Genomic DNA, 19683 nt, shown 5'->3' on the forward strand with positions numbered 1-19683 from the left:
CGACAACCGCCGGGCCCGGGGAACTACGCTGTCCGCCGTGACAGAACGGCTGCCGCTCTTCCCGCTGAACACCGTGCTCTACCCGGGCCTGGTGCTGCCCCTGAACGTCTTCGAGGAGCGCTACCGCCGTCTCGTCGCCGATCTGCTCGAACAGCCCGAGGACACCCCCCGGCGGTTCGGCGTGCTCGCGATCAAGGACGGCCGGGAGGTCGCCCCGGTCCGGCCCGAGGAGGGCCCGGCCGGTCCGCTGGACGGCCTCGGCACCGTCACCGGGGACCCGCTGGAGGCGCTCTTCCCGGTCGGCTGCGTCGCCGACGTCGCGTCCGTCCAGCACCAGCCGGACGGCCGCTACGAGCTGCTGGTCACCGGCACCACCCGGTTCCGGCTGCGCTCGGTGGACGCCTCCGGCCCGTACCTGACCGGCGAGACCGAGACGATCGACGAGCGCCCCGGCGAGGGCTCGGGCGCGCTGGCCTCCGAGGTCGAGCGGGCGTTCCGGGTCTACCAGAAGCGCCTGGCCGGCGCCCGCGAGGCCAGCACCGTCGGCCACCAGGACCTCCCGGACGACCCCCAGGTGCTCTCCTACCTGGTCGCCGCCGCCTCGGTGTTCGAGACGCCGGTCAAGCAGCGGCTGCTCGCCTGCCCGGACAACGCCGAGCGGCTGCGCGCCGAACTCGACCTGCTGCGCCGCGAGACCGCCGTCCTCAGCTGGCTGCCCTCGCTGCCCGCCGTCGACCTCACCCGCCAGACCTTCAGCCCCAACTGACCGGGGCGCCCGACGGGCCCGGGCCCGGACTGACCAGGGGCCCGACCGGCCCGGGCGCCCGGCTGACCGAGGACCCCGACGACCACGACCGACCGAGGCCCCGACGACCCGACGACCCCGAGGACCCCGCATGGCCAAGAAGACGAAGAAGGGCGGCCAGGGCACCCCCGCCACCGTCGCCCTGGAAGCCGCCGCCGTCCCGTTCACCGTGCACGCCTACGACCACGACCCGGCCGCCGCCTCCTACGGCGGCGAGGCCGCCGAGGCCCTCGGCATCGCCCCCGACCGGGTCTTCAAGACCCTCGTCGCCGACGTGGACGGCACCCTCACCGTCGGCGTGGTCCCGGTCGCCGGCCAGCTCGACCTCAAGGCCCTGGCGGCCGCCGTCGGCGGCAAGCGCGCCGCCATGGCCGACCCGGCCGCCGCCGAGCGCAGCAGCGGCTACGTCCGCGGCGGCATCTCGCCGCTGGGCCAGCGCCGCCCGCTGCAGACCGTCGTCGACGCCAGCGCGCTCGGCCACCCCACCGTCTACGTCTCGGCGGGCCGCCGCGGCCTGGAGGTCGAACTCGCCCCCGCCGACCTCGTCGCCCTCACCGGGGCCCGCACCGCCGCCATCGCCCGCTGAGCCCCGCCCCGCGCCCGCTCACCACCGGGCGCGGGGAACCGAGCGGGCGGAACCGCCCACCGCGGGTCAGTGCCCGGCGCCGCTCCCCGTGCCGCTCGCCGGCTCGCCCGCCGGCCCGGCCCACGGCCCCACCGGGGCCTCCGCGGGCGGCACCCCCATCGGAGCCCCCCAGTACGGCGGCGGGTCCTCCTCCCGCTTCCCGAACGCGGCCGAGAGCAGCAGCAGCACGACCATCGCCGTCATCGGCCAGACCAGCAGCGCCCCCAGCGCCCCAAGGTCGATGCCCGCGTCGAAGTGCCCGCCGTCGCCGACCCGCCGGGCCTCCCCGATCAGGTCCCCGCTCGGCCCGAGCCACCGCCCGATCCGCCAGGCCCCGATCGACCCGAGCAGCCCGCCGACGGCCAGGCCCAGCGCGACCGAGATGCCGCCGCCGCGCCGCCGGGTCACCAGGAAGGCCCCGAGCGCGGTCACCAGCCCGGCGCCCAGGCAGATCAGCACGAACACCGCGTCCGCCCCGGCCCGCTGCTCCCCCTCGGGGTCGGCGTAGAGGATGCGGTCCCCGTCCACCACCAGCGGCACCTTGGGCGCCAGCCAGGCCCACAGCCCGGCCGCCATCAGCCCGGCCAGCAGACAGGCGACCACGACCCCGGCCCCGACCCGCACCTCCGGCAGCAACCGCTGCCCCAGCGGGGTGGTCGTCCCGTGCCCGAGGGCGGTGGCCCCGTGCGGCGGCGGCGCGAACGGGTCGGACGCTGCGTCCGGCACCGCCCGCACATCGGCGGCGGCGGGATCCGGAGGTGTGTTCGGTACGGTCACAGGCCCCATCGTTTCACGACGGCCACTCGAACGACCCACCACCGTACCCACCGGGCCGGGGGCGACCGTGACGTACCGGTACTACCGCGAGACCGCCCGCCGGTACGCCCACGTGGCGAGGGCCAGCGACGCCACGCCCACCCCCGCGCAGACCGCCAGGTCCCCGAGCACCATCGCCCAGTCCGGGTCCGGCGTGAACGTCCGGGCGAAGGCGTCCACCCCGTACGTGGACGGCAGCAGGTCCCGCAGCCACCGCACCGCCTGCGGCAGGTGGTCCACCGGCAGCACGCCCAGCAGCAGGGCGGCCGACATCCCGAGCTGTCCGAGCATCGTCGCGATCTCCTGGCGCGGCGCGAGCAGCCCGCAGGCCGCCCCCAGCCCCGCCAGCGCGGCCCCGGCCAGCGGCACGACCGCCAGCAGCACCCACAGCTGGCCGAGCGGCAGCCCGAACATCACCGCCCCGAACGCCGCCGTGGCGAGCGTCCCGGGCAGGGTGAAGGAGGCGTACGCGGCGGCCGCCCCCAGCACCACCGAGGCGGCCGGCACCGGCAGCGTCGCGTAGTGGTCGAGCCCGCCGGTGGCCCGCAGCTTCCCGAAGTACTGGGCGAGCAGGTTCAGCGCGACGAACGCCACCACCAGCACGCTCGACCCGGCGACGACCGACCGCGCCGCCGAGGACTGCCCGGCGTCCACCACGCCCCGCATCATCACCAGGATGCCCACGGACTGGAAGGTGGCCACGAACAGCAGCGGGATGCGCGCCACCCGCGCCCGGGCGAGCTGCGCCCGGTAGACGGCCGCGAGCGCCGGCAGCAGCCGGGCCGCGGGGGCGAGCGGGGCGGGGGCGGCCGTGGACCGGTCGGTCCGCGGGGGCACCGAGAGCAGCGTCACTTGGCCAGTCCTCCGTGGCGGCCGCCCAGCTTGAGGTACGCGTCCTCAAGGCTCGGGGTGGCGAGGGTGAAGTCGTCGAGTGCGGCGAAGGCCGGGCCGGTGGTGACGGCGGCGACCAGTTCGCGGGCCTGCTCGGGGGTGGTGCGGACGGTCCAGCGGCGGCCGGTGCACTCGGCCCGTTCGCGCAGCGCGGCGACGGCGGGCACGCCGAGCGGCGCCTCGTGCCGCCAGACCAGGTCGAGCCGGACGTCGCCGTCCACCAGCGCCTTGAGCCCGCCGGGCGTGTCGCAGGCGATCACCCGGCCGTCGTCGACCACGGCGACCCGGTCGAGCACCGTCTCCGCCTCGATGACGTTGTGGGTGACCAGCAGCACCGTCGTCCCGTGCTCGGCGCGCCGCCGGTCCACGGCGCTCCACACGGCCCGCCGGGCGACCGGGTCCATGCCGGTGGTGGGCTCGTCCAGGACGAGCAGCGGCCGCTCCCCCACCAGGGTGGCCGCGAAGCAGGCGAGCCGCCGCTGCCCGCCGGACAGCTTGGCGAGCGGCCGGGTGGCGATCGGCTCCAGCCCGAGCTCGGCGAGCACGTCCCCGGCGGCGCCGCGGGCCTGCGCCCGGGTGAGTCCGCGCAGCCGTCCGGTGGTCTCGGCGGCGAGCGCCACGGTCAGCTCGTCCAGCGCGGTGGACTCCTGCCCGAGGTAGCCGAGCAGCCGGGCGGCCCGCTCGGGGTGGCGGACGATGTCGTGGCCGAGGAGTTCGACGGATCCCGAGTCGGGGCGCAGCAGCCCGGTGAGCTGGCGCACCAGCGTCGACTTCCCGGCTCCGTTGGGCCCGAGCAGCCCGAAGACCTCGCCCTGGCGGACGGTGAGGCTGATCCCGTCGTTGGCCCGGATCTCGGTGGCGGCGGCGCCGCGCCCGCTGCGGTAGGTCCTGACCAGGTCGCGCACGGCAACGCACGGCAGGGGTTCCTCGGGTGCTCGCCCGGCCGTCTCGTTCACGACCGAAGACTCTACGCGTTCATACGGGCGAACCGGACAACGGGGGCCTGTCCGCGCCCGGGCCGCCGACCGGTCGGCCCAGCCGTCGGACCGGGCCGGTGGCAGAGCCTGCCCGACGGCGGGGCCGCGTCAGTGGCGGGGCCGGGCCGGGCGCACGGCCGGCTCAGTCGTCGACGACCATCGACCCGCCCGGCACCCGTGCGGCCAGCTCCTTCCAGAACCCGGCCCGGATGGCGTAGCGGTCGTGCTCGTCGATCTGGTCGTCCTTGTGCGCGAGCAGCCCGAAGCGGGCGGCGTAGCGCAGCAGTTCGCCGTCCACCCGGTGCGGGATGCGCGGGTAGTCGGGCCAGAGCATGGTGAGCTTCTCGGCGTCGCCGACGCGATCGCTCCAGCGGCGGGCGAAGACCTGCCCGACCTCGTGGGCGTCGCCGCCGATGGAGGTGATGTCCTCCTCGCGGTCGGCCCAGCGCTGCTCGGCGGTGGTGAGCTGGGCGAGCGTGGGCAGGCTGTCGCCGGCGGTGACGGCGGGCTCGGGGGCGGGCCGGTCCACCCAGCCGCGGTCGGAGGACCAGCGCAGCACCGGCCCGGCCTGCGCGACGGCCCCGTGCCCGTTGACCCCGTGCCCGTTCGTGCCGTGGCCGTTGGCGCCGTTCGCCACCGGGGTGATCGGGGTGACGGAGGAGGCCCGCCCGGCGAGGTCCTTGGGCGTCGGTACGACCTTGAGCGCGGCCGCGGCCGGCTGCGGCCGTCCGTTGACGGCGGGGGCGGCGCCCGTCGGAGCCGTGGCCGCGGCGGCGGCCGCGGCGGCCGCCGGACGGACCTCCGGCGGCACCACGTCGGGCAGCCCGGTGGGCGGTGCGGCCGGCGGGGCGGCGAGGATCTTGGCGATCTCCTGCCGGGCCCCCGGGGCCGGGAAGACGCTGGAGTGGTCCCGCAGCGAGAAGGACCCCTCGATCCACTCCCGGTCCAGCACCCGCCGCTCGTCCGCCTCGCCGACCAGGTCCTCGGACTGGTTGAAGTCGCCGTCGGCCGCCTGCAGGGCCCACAGGTGGACGGCCACCCCGTGTTCCTTGGCGGTCATCATGCCGGGCAGCAGGTCCCCGTCGCCGGTGATCAGCACGACGTCGGCGCAGGCCCGGTTGCGGGCGAGTTCGGAGAGTTCGGCGTGCATGGCGGCGTCCACGCCCTTCTGCACCCAGCGCCCCTCGGCCCGGGTGAGCGCGCCGAGCCGTACGGTGACCCGGGGCAGCACCCGCAGCCGCCGGTGCTCGGGCATCGGGCGCCGGTCGGGCGCGGCGTCGAACCAGTAGATCCGCAGCAGCGGCAGCCCGGTCTCGGCCTCGGCGCGCTCGCGCAGGGCGGTGATCAGGGCCGTGTGGTTCACGGTGACTCTGGACCGGGACGGATCCCCCGCGAGCAGGCTGGCGGCGGCGCCCAGCAGGTATCCGGCGTCCACCAGGACGACACAGCGGTCCATCGCGCACCTCTTTTCGCTCGCCCTCGGAATCAGTCGGGTGGGTCCATTCGGGCACGGGCGCTCGGCCCGTCGTCCGGGCGTGCCGAGGTGAGGGGCCCCCGTCGTCGCCCGATCGTTGGGTCACCTTTTACCCGCGGTTCGCCTGCCGAACCTCGCCGGTTGTCCCGGTCCCGCAACAGCGGCGCGGGCGCGGAGCGGACGAAAGCGAGGGCGGGCCCCGTACAACGACGGGGCCCGCCCGAGGTCACGCGGCGGTGTTCCGACCGGCGGACACCGGTGCCGGACCGGTGGCCGCCGGCCACGGCGACGGGAGGTGGACGCCCGGCTCCCGGGCTCAGCCGCTGAGCTCGGCGGCGACCAGCTCGGCCAGCTGCACGGCGTTCAGCGCGGCGCCCTTGCGCAGGTTGTCGTTCGAGACGAACAGCGACAGGCCGTTGTCCACCGTCTCGTCCGCCCGGACGCGGCCGACGTAGCTCGGGTCGCGGCCGGCGGCCTGGAGCGGGGTGGGGATGTCGGACAGCTCGACGCCGGGGGCGCCGCTGAGCAGCTCGACGGCGCGCTCGGGGCTGATCGGGCGCTCGAAGCGGGCGTTGATCTGCAGCGAGTGGCCGGAGAAGACCGGCACGCGCACGCAGGTGCCGGAGACCTTCAGCCCGGGGATGCCGAGGATCTTGCGGCTCTCGTGGCGGAGCTTCTGCTCCTCGTCGGTCTCGTTGGAGCCGTCGTCCACGATGGAGCCGGCCAGCGGCACCACGTTGAAGGCGATCGGCCGCTGGTAGACCTTGGGCTCCGGGAACTCGACCGCGCCGCCGTCGTGGGCGAGCGCGGCGGCGCCGTCCACGACCTTGACTGCCTGGTCCTGGAGCTCGGCGACGCCGGCCACACCGCTGCCGGAGACGGCCTGGTAGGTGGAGACGACGAGCGCGGCCAGGCCGGCCTCCTCGTGCAGCGGGCGCAGCACGGGCATGGCGGCCATGGTGGTGCAGTTCGGGTTGGCGATGATGCCCTTGGGGCGGTCCGCGACGGCCTCCGGGTTGACCTCGGAGACGACCAGCGGGACCTCGGGGTCGCGGCGCCAGGCGGAGGAGTTGTCGATCACGACGGCACCGGCCGCGGCCACCTTGGGGGCCAGGGCCTTGGAGGTCGAGCCGCCGGCCGAGAAGATCACGATGTCCAGGCCGGTGTAGTCGGCCGTGGCCGCGTCCTCGACGGTGACCTCGGTGCCCTGCCAGGGCAGCGTGCGCCCGGCCGAACGGGCCGAGGCGAACAGCCGCAGCCGCTCCACCGGGAAGTTCCGCTCCGCCAGGATCTCGCGGACCACGCCGCCGACCTGGCCGGTGGCACCGACAATGCCGATCTTCATCTCCGACTACTCCTCTGAATGGTGCTGTTCACAGCCGCACTCCGCCCATCATGCCTTGTCACGCGGATGGGGCGGCCTGGTGTTCCACGGTGTGAGAGGCCGCCCGGACGGCCCCTACCGGTCCAGACCACTGGCGAGGGCCAGCGCGGCGCCGACCTCCGCCTCCCCGGCCGGCAGCAGCGGCAGCCGCACGTCCGGGGTCGGGATGCGGCCCTGGGCGTGCAGCACGCCCTTGGTGACCGACGGGTTCGGCGCCGTGAAGGCGGACAGCGCCAGCCCGGTCAGCCGGTGCCCGAGCGCCCGCGCCCGGGCCACGTCCCCGGCCTGCCAGGCCTCGGCCAGCTCGACGAACCGGGCGGTCGACAGGTGGGCGGAGGCGAGGATGCCGCCGGCCGCGCCGAGCGCCAGCATCGGCGGCAGGTAGGCGTCCTCCCCGGTGAGGAAGGCGAACCCCTCGGGGGTGTCGGCGAGCAGTTCGGCGGCCGTCTGGTCCAGCCCGCCGGTCGCGTACTTGACGCCCACCACGCCCTCGATCGCGGCGAGTTCGCGCAGCGCGGCGGTGGAGAGCTGCTGCCCGGTGCGGTACGGGATGTGGTAGACGACCAGCGGCAGCGGGCTGCTCGCGGCCAGCGCCCGGAAGTGCGCGACCGTCCCGGCCTCGCCGGCCCGGACGAAGGACGGCGTGGTGACCAGCGCCGCCGCGCCCGGCACCCGCGCGCCGAGCACGGCCAGTGCCTCGCCGACGGCCCGGGTGTCGCCGCCGGAGGCGCCGACGATCAGCTGCGCCCCGCGCGCGGCGCAGGCGGCCGCGGCGACGTCCACCACCGCGTCCTTCTCCTCGGCGCTCAGCGCGGCGGGCTCGCCGGTGGTGCCGAGCGCGCACAGCCCGGCCGCCCCGGCGTCCAGCACCTCGTGCGCGAGCTTCTCCAGCGCGTCCAGCGCGACCGAGCCGTCGGCAGCGAAGGGGGTGATCAGGGGGACGTAGATGCCCTTGAGTTCCATGCCCACGATCCTGCGGCGCGCTGATCGCCCAGGTCCAGTTCAGGTTTCCGACGCTTCTCGTAAGCTGAGCCGATGCTCGACAGGGAAGGGCCTGGGCCAGGCCGTAGTCTGGCCTGATGCTGGACGTCCGACGCCTGCGCCTGCTGCGCGAACTCGCCCACCTCGGCACCATCGCGGCCGTCGCCGAGGCGCTCTCCTTCAGCCCGTCGGCGGTGTCCCAGCAGCTGTCCGTCCTGGAGAAGGAGGCGGGCGTCCCGCTGCTGGAGCGCACCGGGCGGCGGGTCACCCTCACTCCGGCCGGGCGCAACCTGGTCCGCCACGCCGAGGCGGTGCTCGCCCTGCTGGAGCAGGCCGGCGCCGAACTCGCCCACACCAAACGGGGGTTGGCCGGCCCGCTGCGGATCGGCACCTACCCCTCGGCAGCCCGGGCGATCATCCCGGCGGTGCTCGCCGAGCTGGCCGGCTGGCACCCGGGGCTGGAGCCGATGGTCACCGAGGTGGACCCGGCGGCCGTCGGCGCGGCGCTGCGGGCGGGCGAGCTGGACGTGGCGCTGGTGCACGAGTACGACCTCGTCCCGGCCGACCCGGAGCCGGGCCTCGCGGTGACCCGCCCGGTCTTCACCGAGCCCATGTACCTGGCCGCCCGCACCCCGGGCACCGTCGCCGAGCAGCGCGGCGCGCCGTGGATCATGTCCCCGCCGGACACGCTCTGCCACACCATGGCCGTCCGCGCCTGCGAGGCGGCGGGCTTCGCGCCCCGCATCCGGCACCAGATCGACGACTTCACCACCGTGCTGGCCCTGGTGGCGGCCGGCCAGGGCGTCGCCCTGGTCCCCCACCTGGGCACGGCCGGCTCCCCGCCCGGAGTCGTCCTCACCCGGCTGCCGATGTACCGCCGCACCCGCGCCGCGTTCCGCGCCGGCGCCGGCTCCCACCCGGCCATCTCGGCCTTCGTCTCGGCCCTGCACACGGCCGTCCCCCCGGGCCTGGGCGGCGGCGCCTGAGGCTCCGCGGACGCGGAAGGGGCTCCCGCCCGTACGCGGAAGGCCCGGGGCGCCCCCCGCGGTGGGCGCCCCGGGCCTCCGTCGTCGCGTCAGCCCGCCAGGCAGCTCGGCCCGAGCAGCTGCTTCAGGTCCCCGAAGAGCGCCGGGTCCGACTTCACCCGGTGCCGGTCCAGCCGGAGCACCGTGGTCTTGTTGCGGCTCTCCAGCCGCACCCGCACCTCGGTGGTGCCGCGGTGGCTCCCCAGCACCTCGCCGAGCCGGGCCACCAGCGGCGGGGTGACCTTCCCGCTCGGGATGTTGATGGTGATCGGCGCCTCGGCGTGGGCGTTCGACAGGTCGGGGACGGACAGCTCCATGCCCATCAGCCGCGGGACGTCCTCCCGCTTGTCCAGCTTGCCGCGCACGAAGACGACGGCGTCCTCGACCAGTTGGGACGACACCAGCTGGTAGCTGGCCGGGAAGAACATGCAGTCGATCGAGCCCGCCAGGTCCTCGACGGTCGCGATGGCCCAGGCGTTGCCCTGCTTGGTCATCTTCCGCTGGAGGCCCGAGATGATGCCGCCGATGGTGACGATCGTCCCGTCCGGCCGCTCCGCGAGGTCGGCCACCGCGCAGTCCGCCTTGTCGGCGAGCACGTGCTCGATGCCGTGCAGCGGGTGCGAGGACACGTACAGGCCGAGCATCTCCCGCTCCTGGGTGAGCAGGAAGGACTTCTCCCACTCCTCCTCGGAGAAGACGACGTCCAGCCCGAAGCTCGGCTCGTCCGCGGTGGCGTCGCCGCCGAAGAGGTCGAACTGCCCCTCGGCCTCCTTGCGCTTGACGCCCACGACGTTGTCGATCATCGGCTCGAACTGGGCGCTGAGGCCCTTGCGGGTGTGCCCGAGCGAGTCGAAGGCGCCGGCCTTGATCAGCGATTCGACGGTCCGCTTGTTGCAGACCACCGACTCCACCTTGTCCAGGAAGTCGGGGAAGGACGCGAACTTCCCCTTCGCCTTCCGGGTCCGGATCATCGACTCGACCACCGGCCCGCCGACGTTGCGGATCGCGGTCAGGCCGAAGCGGACCAGGGTGTCACCGTGCGGGGTGAAGTCCGAGTCCGACTCGTTGACGTCCGGCGGCAGCACCTGGATGCCCATCTTGCGGCACTCGTTGAGGTAGACCGCGGACTTGTCCTTGTCGTCCTTGACGGAGGTGAGCAGGCCGGACATGTACTCGGCCGGGTAGTTGGCCTTGAGGTAGGCCGTCCAGTACGAGACCAGCCCGTACCCGGCGGTGTGCGCCTTGTTGAACGCGTAGCCGGAGAAGGGGACGAGGACGTCCCACACGGCCTGGATGGCCGCGTCGGAGTAGCCGCGCTCGCGGCAGCCCTTCTGGAAGGGGACGAACTCCGCCTCCAGGATCTCCTTCTTCTTCTTGCCCATGGCCCGGCGCAGCAGGTCCGCCTGGCCGAGCGAGTAGCCGGCCAGGATCTGCGCGGCCTTCTGCACCTGCTCCTGGTAGACGATCAGGCCGTACGTCGGCCGGAGCACCTCCTCCAGGGGCTTCTCCAGCTCCGGGTGGATCGGGGTGATCTCCTGCTGGCCGTTCTTGCGCAGGGCGTAGTTGGTGTGGGAGTTGACGCCCATCGGGCCCGGGCGGTACAGCGCCAGGACGGCGGAGATGTCCTCGAAGTTGTCGGGCTTCATCAGCCGCAGCAGCGAGCGCATGGGGCCGCCGTCGAGCTGGAAGACGCCGAGCGTGTCGCCGCGGGCGAGGAGTTCGTAGGTCGGCTTGTCGTCCAGGGGCAGATCAAGCAGGTTGATCTTGATGCCCTTGTTCTTCTCGATCGCCTTGACGGCGTCGTCCATGATCGTCAGGTTGCGCAGGCCGAGGAAGTCCATCTTGAGGAGGCCGAGGCCCTCACAGGTGGGGTAGTCGAACTGCGTGATGGTGACGCCGTCGGTGTGCCGGGTCCAGACCGGGATGTGGTCGGTCAGCGGCTCGGCGGACATGATGACGCCGGCGGCGTGCACACCGGGCTGGCGGATCAGGCCCTCGATGCCGCGCGCGGTGTCGATGACCTTCCGGACGTCCGGGTCGGTCTCGTACAGCCCGCGGATCTCGCCGGCCTCGCTGTAGCGCGGGTGCGAGGGGTCGGTGATGCCGGAGAGCGGGATGCCCTTGCCCATGACGTCCGGCGGCATCGCCTTGGTGATCCGGTCGCCCATCGCGTACGGGTAGCCGAGGACCCGGGAGGAGTCCTTGATGGCGGCCTTCGCCTTGATGGTGCCGTACGTGACGATCATGGCGACCTTGTCGGATCCCCACTTCTCGGTCACGTAGCGGATCACGTCACCGCGCCGGCGCTCGTCGAAGTCGATGTCGACGTCGGGCATGGAGATGCGCTCGGGGTTGAGGAAGCGCTCGAAGATCAGGCCGTGCGGGATGGGGTCGAGGTCGGTGATGCCCATCGCGTACGCGACCAGCGAGCCGGCCGCCGAGCCACGGCCGGGGCCCACCGCGATGCCCTGGCTCTTGGCCCACATGATGAAGTCCGCGACCACGAGGAAGTACGCCGGGAACCCCATCTGGATGATGGTGTCCATCTCGTACTCGGCGAGCTTCTTGTGCTCCTCGTCGTACCCGCCCGGGAAGCGCCAGTCCATGCCCTCCCAGACCTTGGACCGGAAGAAGTCGGCCTCCGACTCGAAGCCCTCCGGGATGGGGAAGCGGGGCATCAGGTTCTTGAACTTGAACATGCCCTCGGTGTCGACCCGGGAGGCGACCAGCAGCTGGCTGTTGCGGCAGCCCTCCTGCCAGGCGTCCGAGGAGTCCAGGGCGTACATCTCGGCGGCGGACTTGATGTAGTAGCCGGTGCCGTCGAAGCGGAAGCGGTCCGGGTCGGAGAGGTTCTTGCCGGTCTGCACGCAGAGCAGCAGGTCGTGGGCGCCGGCGTCGGCCTCGGTGGTGTAGTGCGAGTCGTTGGTGACGACCGGCGGGATGTTCAGCTTCCGGCTGATCTCCAGCAGCCCGTCGCGGACCCGCTTCTCGATGTCGAGGCCGTGGTCCATCAGCTCCAGGAAGTAGTTCTCCTTGCCGAAGATCTCCTGGTAGTCGGCCGCGGACTTCAGGGCCTCGTCGAACTGGCCGAGGCGCAGCCGGGTCTGCACCTCGCCGGAGGGGCAGCCGGTGGTGGCCATCAGGCCGCCGGACAGCTCGGAGATCAGCTCCTTGTCCATCCGGGGCCACTTCACGAGCCAGCCCTCGGAGTAGGAGCGCGAGGTCAGCTTGAAGAGGTTGTGCAGGCCCTCCTTGTTGCGGGCCCAGATGGTCTTGTGGGTGTACGCGCCGGACGCCGAGACGTCGTCCCGCTTCTGGTGCGGCTGGCCCCACAGGATGCGCTTGGTGTTGGAGCGGGACTCCGGGGCGACGTACGCCTCGATGCCGATGACGGGCGTGATGCCGGCGGCGGTGGCCTGCTTGTGGAACTCGGCGGCGCCGTACATGTTGCCGTGGTCGGTCATGGCCACGTGGGTCTGGCCGAGGCGCTCGACCTCCTTGAACATCTGCTTCAGCCGGGCGGCACCGTCCAGCATCGAGTACTCGGTGTGGACGTGCAGATGCGCGAACGGCTGGTCGCTCAAGGCGGGGCCTCCGGAGGCTCTGGTGCTGGTCTGGTGGGCCGGCGAACGTGCGGGTCACGGGGGATGCCCCCGGAAATGGATGTGGCCCGGAGCGCCGCTCGGGGCCCGGACCATCACTCACACGTTCACCCGTCTACTCTAGCCCCCTCCGAACGGCTCATCCGTCCGCCGGGAGGGGTGCCCAGGCCGGCCCGGCGAGTCGCGTTCCAGCGGCCTCGCGGACCTCCGGCCGCTCCATCGGATCGTCCCGGAGGTACGTCAGCCGGGCCCGTACGTCGGGCCGGTCGGGGGCGTGCGCGGTCCCGAGGAGCCGGGCCCGCGCCTCGCAGTCCCACAGCGACTCGGTGTACGCCTCGGCCGTCCCGGCGGAGCCGAGCGCGGCGAGTGCCGCCAGGTGGTCGGGGCGCTCGTACGAGTGCGGGGTCCACAGCCAGAACCGGCGCAGCAGGGAGACCGCGTCGGCCGTACCGGCCCCGGCCCCGAGCCGCGCCAGCCCGCCCCCGAGGGCGCCCGGGCCGCACCAGGCGCGGTCCACCCAGTGCCGCTCCAGCTCCGCGACCAGGGCCGGCACGTCGCCGGGCTCCCCGTCCGGGGACGGGTCCACCCGCCCGGTCGGGCAGTGCGGGGCCGGCGCGGGGGCCTCCGGGGCGCCGGAGGCCAGCAGCTCCAGGACGCCGGCCGCCCGGTCGCGGGTTGCCTCGTCCCCGGTCAGGAGTTCCTCCACCGGGCCCAGCGGCAGCTCCAGGTCCCGGAGCAGACGGGCCAGGTACAGCTGCCGGTCGTCGGTCCGCGAGTCCCAGCGCCACTCCCACCGGAGGCAGCCGTACACGAGGTCGGCGGCCGCGGCCGGGTCCTCCGCCGCCATCCGCGCGCCCAGGCCCCGGCCGCGCTGGAGCAGGCCGGGGAGGGTGTTCGCCGGGGCGTGTTCGAATCTCCGCTGTGTCACGGGAGCCATCGTGCCGCAGCCCCGGCGCGCGGGCGGCCAGGGGGCGGGCGCCCGGGGACGTAGCTCGTTCAGGTGACGGCGTGCCGAGGCCCCTGCCCCGGCTTCCTCCGAGCACGTACAACTGTCCTGCACCTCGCCCACACCGCGGAGGAACGACAGCCATGGCCCAGCTGGAGTCCGGCCTCTACACCATCCAGAACGGCGGCGCCAGGATCGGCCGAGCCCGTCACGAGGCCCTGGACCTCTCCCCCAAAACCGTCTTCGCCCACACCGACGACCAGGACGCCGTCTGGGTCGTCGAGGCCCACCCCGACAACCACTACCGGCTCTACGCCAAGGGCGCCCCGACCGCCGTGGCGGGCCTCGGGCCGGCCGGCCCGCTGGTCTCCCTCCTCCTCGACCAGGGCGACGCGACCGAGTGGGAGCTGATCCCCGTCGACGGCCTTCCGGCCACCTACCGGATCAAGTCCCCCCAGGGCTCCTCGTGGACCGTCCTGGAACCCGGGAGGCAGAGCCCGATCGAGGTCCTCCCCGTCCTCGACGGCTCCACCGCCTTCGCCTTCGAGAAGGTCGACGTCTGACCGACGCCTCGGCCCGCCCCGTACGGGCGTCGACCTCGACGGGGGCACCGCCGTCGTACCGCCCCGCCGACAGCCCCTCCCGACGCGCGGGAGCGGGCCGCTCCCGCTTCCCGCGCACCTCCGCCTCCTCGAAGCGTCAGCGGTCGAGCCGTCCGGCGGCACTTTGCAGGTGTCGACCCGGCCGTCACGCGAACGGCCCACCCGTACGCCGTCGGGCCGGCCCCGCCGCCCCGGGCCGCGCCGGCGGCCACGGCGGTGTGTCGAGTGGCGGACCACCGTGCCCGAGGCGATGGTGACCGGCAGAGCCCCCTCACCGCAGAGACACCTCACCAGAAAGGGCGAGCATGCCCGAGGTCACCTCCCCGTACCCGACCGGCACCCCGTGCTGGGTCGACCTGACGGCCAAGGACCAGCAGGCCGCACTGGACTTCTACCGCGACCTCCTCGGCTGGCAGGGCGAGCTGGGCCCCGCCGAGTTCGGCGGCTACGCCGTCTGCGAGCTCAACGGCAGGGCCGTGGCCGGCATCGGCCCGACGATGACGCCCGAAGGGACGCCGGAGCCGCCGACCGTCTGGACCAGCTACCTGGCCGCCACCGACGCCGAGGCCACCCAGGAAGCGATCGTGGCGGCCGGCGGCACCCTCCTCGCGCCGGCCGTGGACGTCGGCGGGCTGGGCCGGATGCTGATCGCCGCCGACCCGCAGGGCGCGGTGTTCGGCGTCTGGCAGCCGGGCGAGTTCTCCGGCGCCAAGGTCGTCAACGAGGCCGGCGCGCTGACCTGGAACGAGCTGCACACCAGCGACATCCCGGCCGCCACCGCCTTCTACGGCGCGGCGTTCGGCATCGAGATCGAGCCGCTGGACGGCGCGGACTCGTACTGGGAGCTGCGGGTCGGCGGCCGCGCGGTCGGCGGCGCCACCCTGCTCGCCAACGACCCGCCCGGCACCCCGGCGCACTGGCTGACCTACTTCGCGGTCGACGACGTGGACTCCACCGTGGACGCCCTGGTCCGGGGCGGCGGCACCGTCCTCGTCCCGCCCTTCGACATGATGGCGGGCCGGATGACCGTGGTCACCGACCCGCAGGGCGCCCCCTTCGCCATGATCCGGCCCACGCCGATGTAACCCGCCCCGCGCCGCCCAGTTCCGCCCTGCTCCGCCCAGTTCCGCCCTGCTCCGTCCTGTTCCGCCCGCCGAGGCCGACCACCGCGCGGGAGGTCGGCCGGGTCGACTTCCCACGCGCGCTCACCGCCGTACGGCCCGCAGCCACCCCGCGAGTCCGAGGCAGAGCAGGCACGCCCCGGCCAGCACCAGCGGGATCACCACCGGCCCGCCCGACCCGCTGAGCGCCCCCACCACCGCCGGTACGACGGCGTTGCCGAGCATGCAGCAGAGCGTCAGCACCGAGGTCGCCTGCTGGGGCACCTCCGCCACGCCCGAGACCCAGGCGATCAGCGTCGGCAGCACCGGCGCCAGCGCCAGCCCGGCCAGCGGGTAGGCCGCCACCGCGAGGTGCGGCACGGCGGCCAGCGCCAAGGCGCCGAGCGCGGCCGCCAGGTAGGCCGGCAGCGCGGTGCGGCCCGGCACCCGCCGGGTCAGCTGCGGGATCACCAGGCGGCCGACGGCCAGCCCGGCCCAGAACCCCGAGGCCGCGGTGGTCGCCGCCTGGGTGCTCCAGCCGTCGCGCTCCAGCTGGGTCGACTGCCAGGTGCCGATGCTGGTCTCCAGGCCCGCGTAGACCAGGCCCACCAGCAGGAACGGCAGGAATGCCACGACGGCCCCGAGCCGCCGGCCGTCGGCCCCGGCCCGGGGGGCGGCCTGCGTCCGGGGCGCCGCCGCGAGCACCGCCCCGGCCCGTCCGACCAGGAAGCACGGCAGGGCGCACACCGCCGCCGCCAGCGCCAGCAGCCGGATGTCCGTACGACCCAGGGCCCCGGCGGCCAGCGGGCCCAGCATCGCGCCGATCCCGAACACCGCGTTCAGCCGGTTGACCATCACCACGCTGTTCCCGGCGAAGCCGCGCGCGAACGCCGTGTTGAGGGTGAGCGCCAGCCCGCCGTACCCGATGCCGGCCACCGCCGCGCAGCCGAGGTAGCCGGCCCAGCCGGGGCTGGCCGCCATCCCGGCCGCGCCCGCCGCGAAGACCGCGAGCAGTACGGGCGGCGCCGCCCGGACGTTCAGCCGCCGCCCGAGCAGCCCGATGCCGAGGGTCGCCGCGAGCGCGCCCACGTTGTAGGCGGAGACCACCCGTCCGACCTCGTGCTCGGCGCCGAACCGTTCCCGCAGGAAGGGCAGCGAGGCGCCGAGCGAGGCGGTGAGCACGCCCAGGACAAGGAAGACGCCGAACGCCGAGAGCGCCGCCGATCTCGCCATCACCGGCGCGTCCGGCGCCACCCCCGACGCCGCATCGGACGGCCCCGCGTCCGAGGGCGCACCCGGCGCCGCGTCCGACGGAGCGCCCGGCGACAGGTCCGCCGCCGCCCGCCCCGCCTCAGCCACCGTGCGGCCCCGCCGTGAGCACCACCGAGACCAGCCCGTCCGGGTCGGTCAGCACCAGCGGCCCCGCGGCACCGGCCCCGCCCACCACCAGCGCGGTGAAGTCCGGCACCGCGACCACCGCACCCGCCTCCACCAGGGCCGGCCCGCCGATGCCGACGCACACCGCCCCCGCCCCGACCGCCGAGCGGACCCCGCTGACGGAGTCCTCGAAGACCAGCGTGCGCTGCGGGCGGATCCCGAGCCCCCGGCAGGCCGCCAGGTACGGGTCCGGGTGCGGCTTGCCCCGCTCGACGTCGTCCCGGGTGACGCGCACCCGGAAGACGTCGAGCAGGCCGAGCCCGCCGAGCGCGTTCTCGATCTTCCGCGGCCAGCTGCTGGTGGCCAGCCCGATCGGCACGCCCGCCCGCCGCAGCCGGGCGGCCAGCCCGTCGGCGCCGGGGATCACCGGGTACGGGGCCTCCTCCTCGACGGTGTCCACCTCGGCCCAGATCGCCCTGCGGTCGGCGTCCGAGTGGTCCGGGAAGATCAGCCGGACGGTCTGGTCGCCGGTCCGCCCGTGGACGTAGTCCTCCAGCTCCGGGTCCGTCAGCACCCGGCCGTGGCGCCGGGCCACCGACCGCCACGCCTCCTCGATCACCGGCCTGGAGTCGATCAGGACCCCGTCCATGTCGAAGACGACGGCCTCGACCTCGTACCGCGTTCCGGCTTGCGACTGCATCGGTCTCCTCACTCGGCGCTCGCACCATACGATCTGACGATTGTTCACACTTTCCCGGCCACGGGCCGGGCGGTCAATTGGACTAGACCTCGCTCGTCGGGTCCGGCCCCCTCGCCCGCCCGGCCCGAGCCCCCGGCCCGAGCCCCCGGTCAGACCGCCTGCCGCGCCATGAAGCCGTCGGCGGAGTCCTTCCAGACCAGGTACACGTCGTCCACCAGCAGCAGGTCGACCACCCCGTCGAGCACCGGGTCGAGCGCGTCGCGGTGCGACCCGACGATCGGCTCCTCGTGCTTGTTGAACGAGGTGTTCACCAGCGCCGCCTGCCCGCTGCGCTCGTACCAGGCCATCAGCAGGCCGTGCAGGAAGGGGTCGTCCTGGGCCCGGACGATCTGCGGCCGGGCGGTGTTGTCCACGTGCACCACCGCCGGGCAGGCCTTGGCGAAGGTCTCGTGGCAGTCGTAGGTGATCGTCATGAACAGCGCCGAGGGCTGCTCGGGGGCCCAGCCCCGGTAGCAGTCGGCCGCCAGGTCCTCGGCGGTGATCGGCGCGAAGGGCATGAACTCGGTACGGTTCAGGCGCTTGTTGAGCCAGTCGTTCATGGTCACGTCGGCGGTGCCGTAGATGACGCTGCGCCGCCCGAGCGCGCGCGGGCCGAACTCCATCCGGCCGCGGTAGGTGCCGATGACCTGGTCCGCCTCCAGCGCGGCGAGCAGCACCTCGCGCATGGACTCGCCGATCCGCCGGTAGCGCAGCCCGGGGTACTCGTGCAGGATCTCCTCCAGCAGGCCCTCGGAGATCGCCGCGTCCGGCCCGAGCGCCATCGAGGGCACCCGCGGGCGCTCGCCGGTCTCCCGGTGGGCCACCACCACGGCGGCCTGCAGCGGCAGCCCGCCGTCGCCCATCGGCGGCAGCACGTAGATGTTCCGCACGCCCTCGGTCTCGAAGATCCGCTGGTTCAGCTTGACGTTGGCGAAGACCCCGCCGGACAGGCAGACGTTGCCGCTGGGAACCCGGCCGATGTGCCGCGCGACCACGGCGGTCAGCAGGTCCTCCACGTGCCGCTGGGCGGCCGCCGCGACGTCGGCCGGCTCGTGCGTCGCGATCTCGCGCAGCAGCTCCTCGGAGTAGCCCTCGTAGGACGGCTGGTACCAGTCGCCGCAGCGGGCGCGGATCGCGCCGTCCTCCTCGATGTCGATCATCCGCCGCATCAGCGGGAGCAGCTTCTCCGGGTCGCCGTTGGCGGCCAGGCCGGTGATCTTGCCCTCGTGCCGGTTGGGGCGGAAGCCGAGCAGCTTGGTGATCCGGCCGTAGAAGTAGCCGAGGCTGTCGATCGAGGTCTCGCGCTGGAGCACCTCCTCGCCGCCGGGGTGGTAGTGGGTGACGGTCAGGGACTGGAAGTCCCCGCGGCCGTCACAGGTGACCACGAGCGCCTCGTCGAACGGGGAGCACAGGAAGGCGCCCAGGCCGTGCGACTCGTGGTGGTCGACGTGAACCACCTTGGCGCGCAGTCCGTTGTCCTCCACGAAGGCGTCGAACTCGGCGCGCTTCGCACGGTCGTTGCGAATTTCGTCGGATATCCGCTTGCGCAGGTGCGGAAGCGCCTCGGGGCGGCGCAGGGCCTCCTCCGAAATCCGGTCCACATAGAGCAGCAGGTGCTTTTCGGCGTCGAATCCGGCCTGCCAGCCGTAGGCCACCCGGTCGACCTCGGAAAGGGTGACGCCGGCCTCCTTCAGAACGTACTCGATGGACCGTTCCGGCCAGGTCCGATGGTCCTTGACCCGGGTGAACCGCTCCTCGCTGACGGCCGCGAGGACCGTCCCGTCCTGGACCAGGCAGGCTCCGGCCAGGTCGTTGTTGGTGATTCCGAGAACAAGCATGTGCCGCTCCAAGCTGGTGTCGCGGGAAATGGCGTGACGGCATTTCCACGGATTAGGCGAGCAAGTGAGGGTTGGAGTGCACAGCGATGCTATGAAGGCAATTCACAGTAGATCAACGAGGCCCTGGGAATTCCGGCCGCCCGGACGGGCCCGCGATCCGTTACGGCGGAGAGGCCGTACGGTGAACGAAGCACCTCGGCTCGGATATCGGCGCTGGCCGGGCGGCGAAGCGCGCCCGGGAGGTCTGGACCACTCGGGCAATGATCACTCTGGGTAGCTGTCCGGAAACAGTCCTTCCGGCCCGGAGGGCCGGGAGCGCCGGGAGGGCCGGGAGGGCCGGGAGGGCCGGGAAACGAGCGCGGAACGGGCGGGGGGGGGGGGGGCCGCCCCCCCCCCCCCCCCCCCCCCCCCCCCCCCCCCCCCCCGCCCCCCCCCGCCCCGCCGGGGGGGGGGGGCGGGCCGCGGCGGGGGGGGCCCCGCCGCCCCGCCGCGGCCCCGCGG

General features: G+C 74.1%; 16 protein-coding genes. 5 read left to right on the plus strand and 11 right to left on the minus strand.

From position 1 onward, the window contains the following. Window positions 1-37 precede the first annotated feature (37 nt). Window positions 38-766: an LON peptidase substrate-binding domain-containing protein gene (locus ACIQI7_RS09690; RefSeq protein WP_387749026.1), complete on the plus strand. Its 729-nt coding sequence runs from the start codon at window positions 38-40 to the stop codon at window positions 764-766. A 130-nt stretch (window positions 767-896) separates the two neighbouring features. Continuing rightward, complete coding sequence (ybaK, locus tag ACIQI7_RS09695; protein ID WP_401106974.1) at window positions 897-1391, plus strand: Cys-tRNA(Pro) deacylase; 495 nt, start codon at window positions 897-899, stop codon at window positions 1389-1391. A gap of 66 nt (window positions 1392-1457) precedes the next feature. Here the strand turns inward: ybaK and ACIQI7_RS09700 are convergent, their stop codons facing one another. The 6 genes from ACIQI7_RS09700 to ACIQI7_RS09725 all read right to left on the minus strand — a co-directional run bounded on the left by ACIQI7_RS09700 (window position 1458) and on the right by ACIQI7_RS09725 (window position 7935). Then, a complete protein-coding gene (locus ACIQI7_RS09700; protein WP_401106977.1) occupies window positions 1458-2207 on the minus strand; it encodes a hypothetical protein in 750 nt (249 codons plus the stop codon). An 81-nt stretch (window positions 2208-2288) separates the two neighbouring features. Next, window positions 2289-3098, minus strand: a complete 810-nt coding sequence (locus ACIQI7_RS09705) for an ABC transporter permease (RefSeq protein ID WP_387749017.1) — start codon at window positions 3096-3098, stop codon at window positions 2289-2291. Continuing rightward, the gene (locus ACIQI7_RS09710; RefSeq protein ID WP_401106980.1) at window positions 3095-4093 is read right to left on the minus strand and encodes an ABC transporter ATP-binding protein; all 999 of its coding nucleotides are present in this window, start codon (window positions 4091-4093) and stop codon (window positions 3095-3097) included. The genes ACIQI7_RS09705 and ACIQI7_RS09710 overlap by 4 nt, the downstream gene beginning before the upstream one ends. A 163-nt stretch (window positions 4094-4256) precedes the next feature. Further along, window positions 4257-5570, minus strand: a complete 1314-nt coding sequence (locus ACIQI7_RS09715) for an NYN domain-containing protein (protein WP_401106982.1) — start codon at window positions 5568-5570, stop codon at window positions 4257-4259. A gap of 334 nt (window positions 5571-5904) precedes the next feature. Then, window positions 5905-6933 carry an aspartate-semialdehyde dehydrogenase gene (locus ACIQI7_RS09720; protein WP_401106985.1) on the minus strand — a complete coding sequence of 343 codons (1029 nt, stop codon included), beginning with the start codon at window positions 6931-6933 and terminating at the stop codon, window positions 5905-5907. 114 nt (window positions 6934-7047) lie between these two features. After that, a complete protein-coding gene (locus tag ACIQI7_RS09725) occupies window positions 7048-7935 on the minus strand; it encodes a dihydrodipicolinate synthase family protein (protein ID WP_401106988.1) in 888 nt (295 codons plus the stop codon). Between the two features lie 116 nt (window positions 7936-8051). Between ACIQI7_RS09725 and ACIQI7_RS09730 the strand changes: the two genes are divergently transcribed. Further along, entirely contained in the window at window positions 8052-8939 is an 888-nt protein-coding gene (locus ACIQI7_RS09730; RefSeq protein ID WP_401106990.1) for a LysR family transcriptional regulator, read from the plus strand. Between the two features lie 89 nt (window positions 8940-9028). Here the strand turns inward: ACIQI7_RS09730 and dnaE are convergent, their stop codons facing one another. Beyond that, a complete protein-coding gene (gene dnaE, locus ACIQI7_RS09735; protein WP_401106993.1) occupies window positions 9029-12562 on the minus strand; it encodes a DNA polymerase III subunit alpha in 3534 nt (1177 codons plus the stop codon). A gap of 157 nt (window positions 12563-12719) precedes the next feature. After that, a complete protein-coding gene (locus tag ACIQI7_RS09740) occupies window positions 12720-13517 on the minus strand; it encodes a hypothetical protein (RefSeq protein WP_401106995.1) in 798 nt (265 codons plus the stop codon). A gap of 152 nt (window positions 13518-13669) precedes the next feature. Between ACIQI7_RS09740 and ACIQI7_RS09745 the strand changes: the two genes are divergently transcribed. After that, the gene (locus tag ACIQI7_RS09745) at window positions 13670-14089 is read left to right on the plus strand and encodes an I66 family serine proteinase inhibitor (RefSeq protein ID WP_401106996.1); all 420 of its coding nucleotides are present in this window, start codon (window positions 13670-13672) and stop codon (window positions 14087-14089) included. Window positions 14090-14433: 344 nt separating this feature from the next. After that, the gene (locus ACIQI7_RS09750) at window positions 14434-15213 is read left to right on the plus strand and encodes a VOC family protein (protein WP_401106999.1); all 780 of its coding nucleotides are present in this window, start codon (window positions 14434-14436) and stop codon (window positions 15211-15213) included. 120 nt (window positions 15214-15333) lie between these two features. Here ACIQI7_RS09750 and ACIQI7_RS09755 read toward each other — a convergent pair whose 3' ends face one another. The 3 genes from ACIQI7_RS09755 to ACIQI7_RS09765 form a co-directional block, all read right to left on the minus strand. Continuing rightward, window positions 15334-16461, minus strand: a complete 1128-nt coding sequence (locus tag ACIQI7_RS09755) for an MFS transporter (RefSeq protein WP_401107001.1) — start codon at window positions 16459-16461, stop codon at window positions 15334-15336. A gap of 118 nt (window positions 16462-16579) precedes the next feature. After that, window positions 16580-17305, minus strand: a complete 726-nt coding sequence (locus ACIQI7_RS09760; RefSeq protein WP_401107004.1) for an HAD family hydrolase — start codon at window positions 17303-17305, stop codon at window positions 16580-16582. A 149-nt stretch (window positions 17306-17454) separates the two neighbouring features. Beyond that, window positions 17455-19182: a carbamoyltransferase gene (locus tag ACIQI7_RS09765; protein ID WP_401107007.1), complete on the minus strand. Its 1728-nt coding sequence runs from the start codon at window positions 19180-19182 to the stop codon at window positions 17455-17457. Window positions 19183-19683 lie beyond the last annotated feature (501 nt).

It is taken from the genome of Kitasatospora sp. NPDC092039, from assembly GCF_044756065.1.
In the GTDB taxonomy this organism is placed as follows: domain Bacteria; phylum Actinomycetota; class Actinomycetes; order Streptomycetales; family Streptomycetaceae; genus Kitasatospora.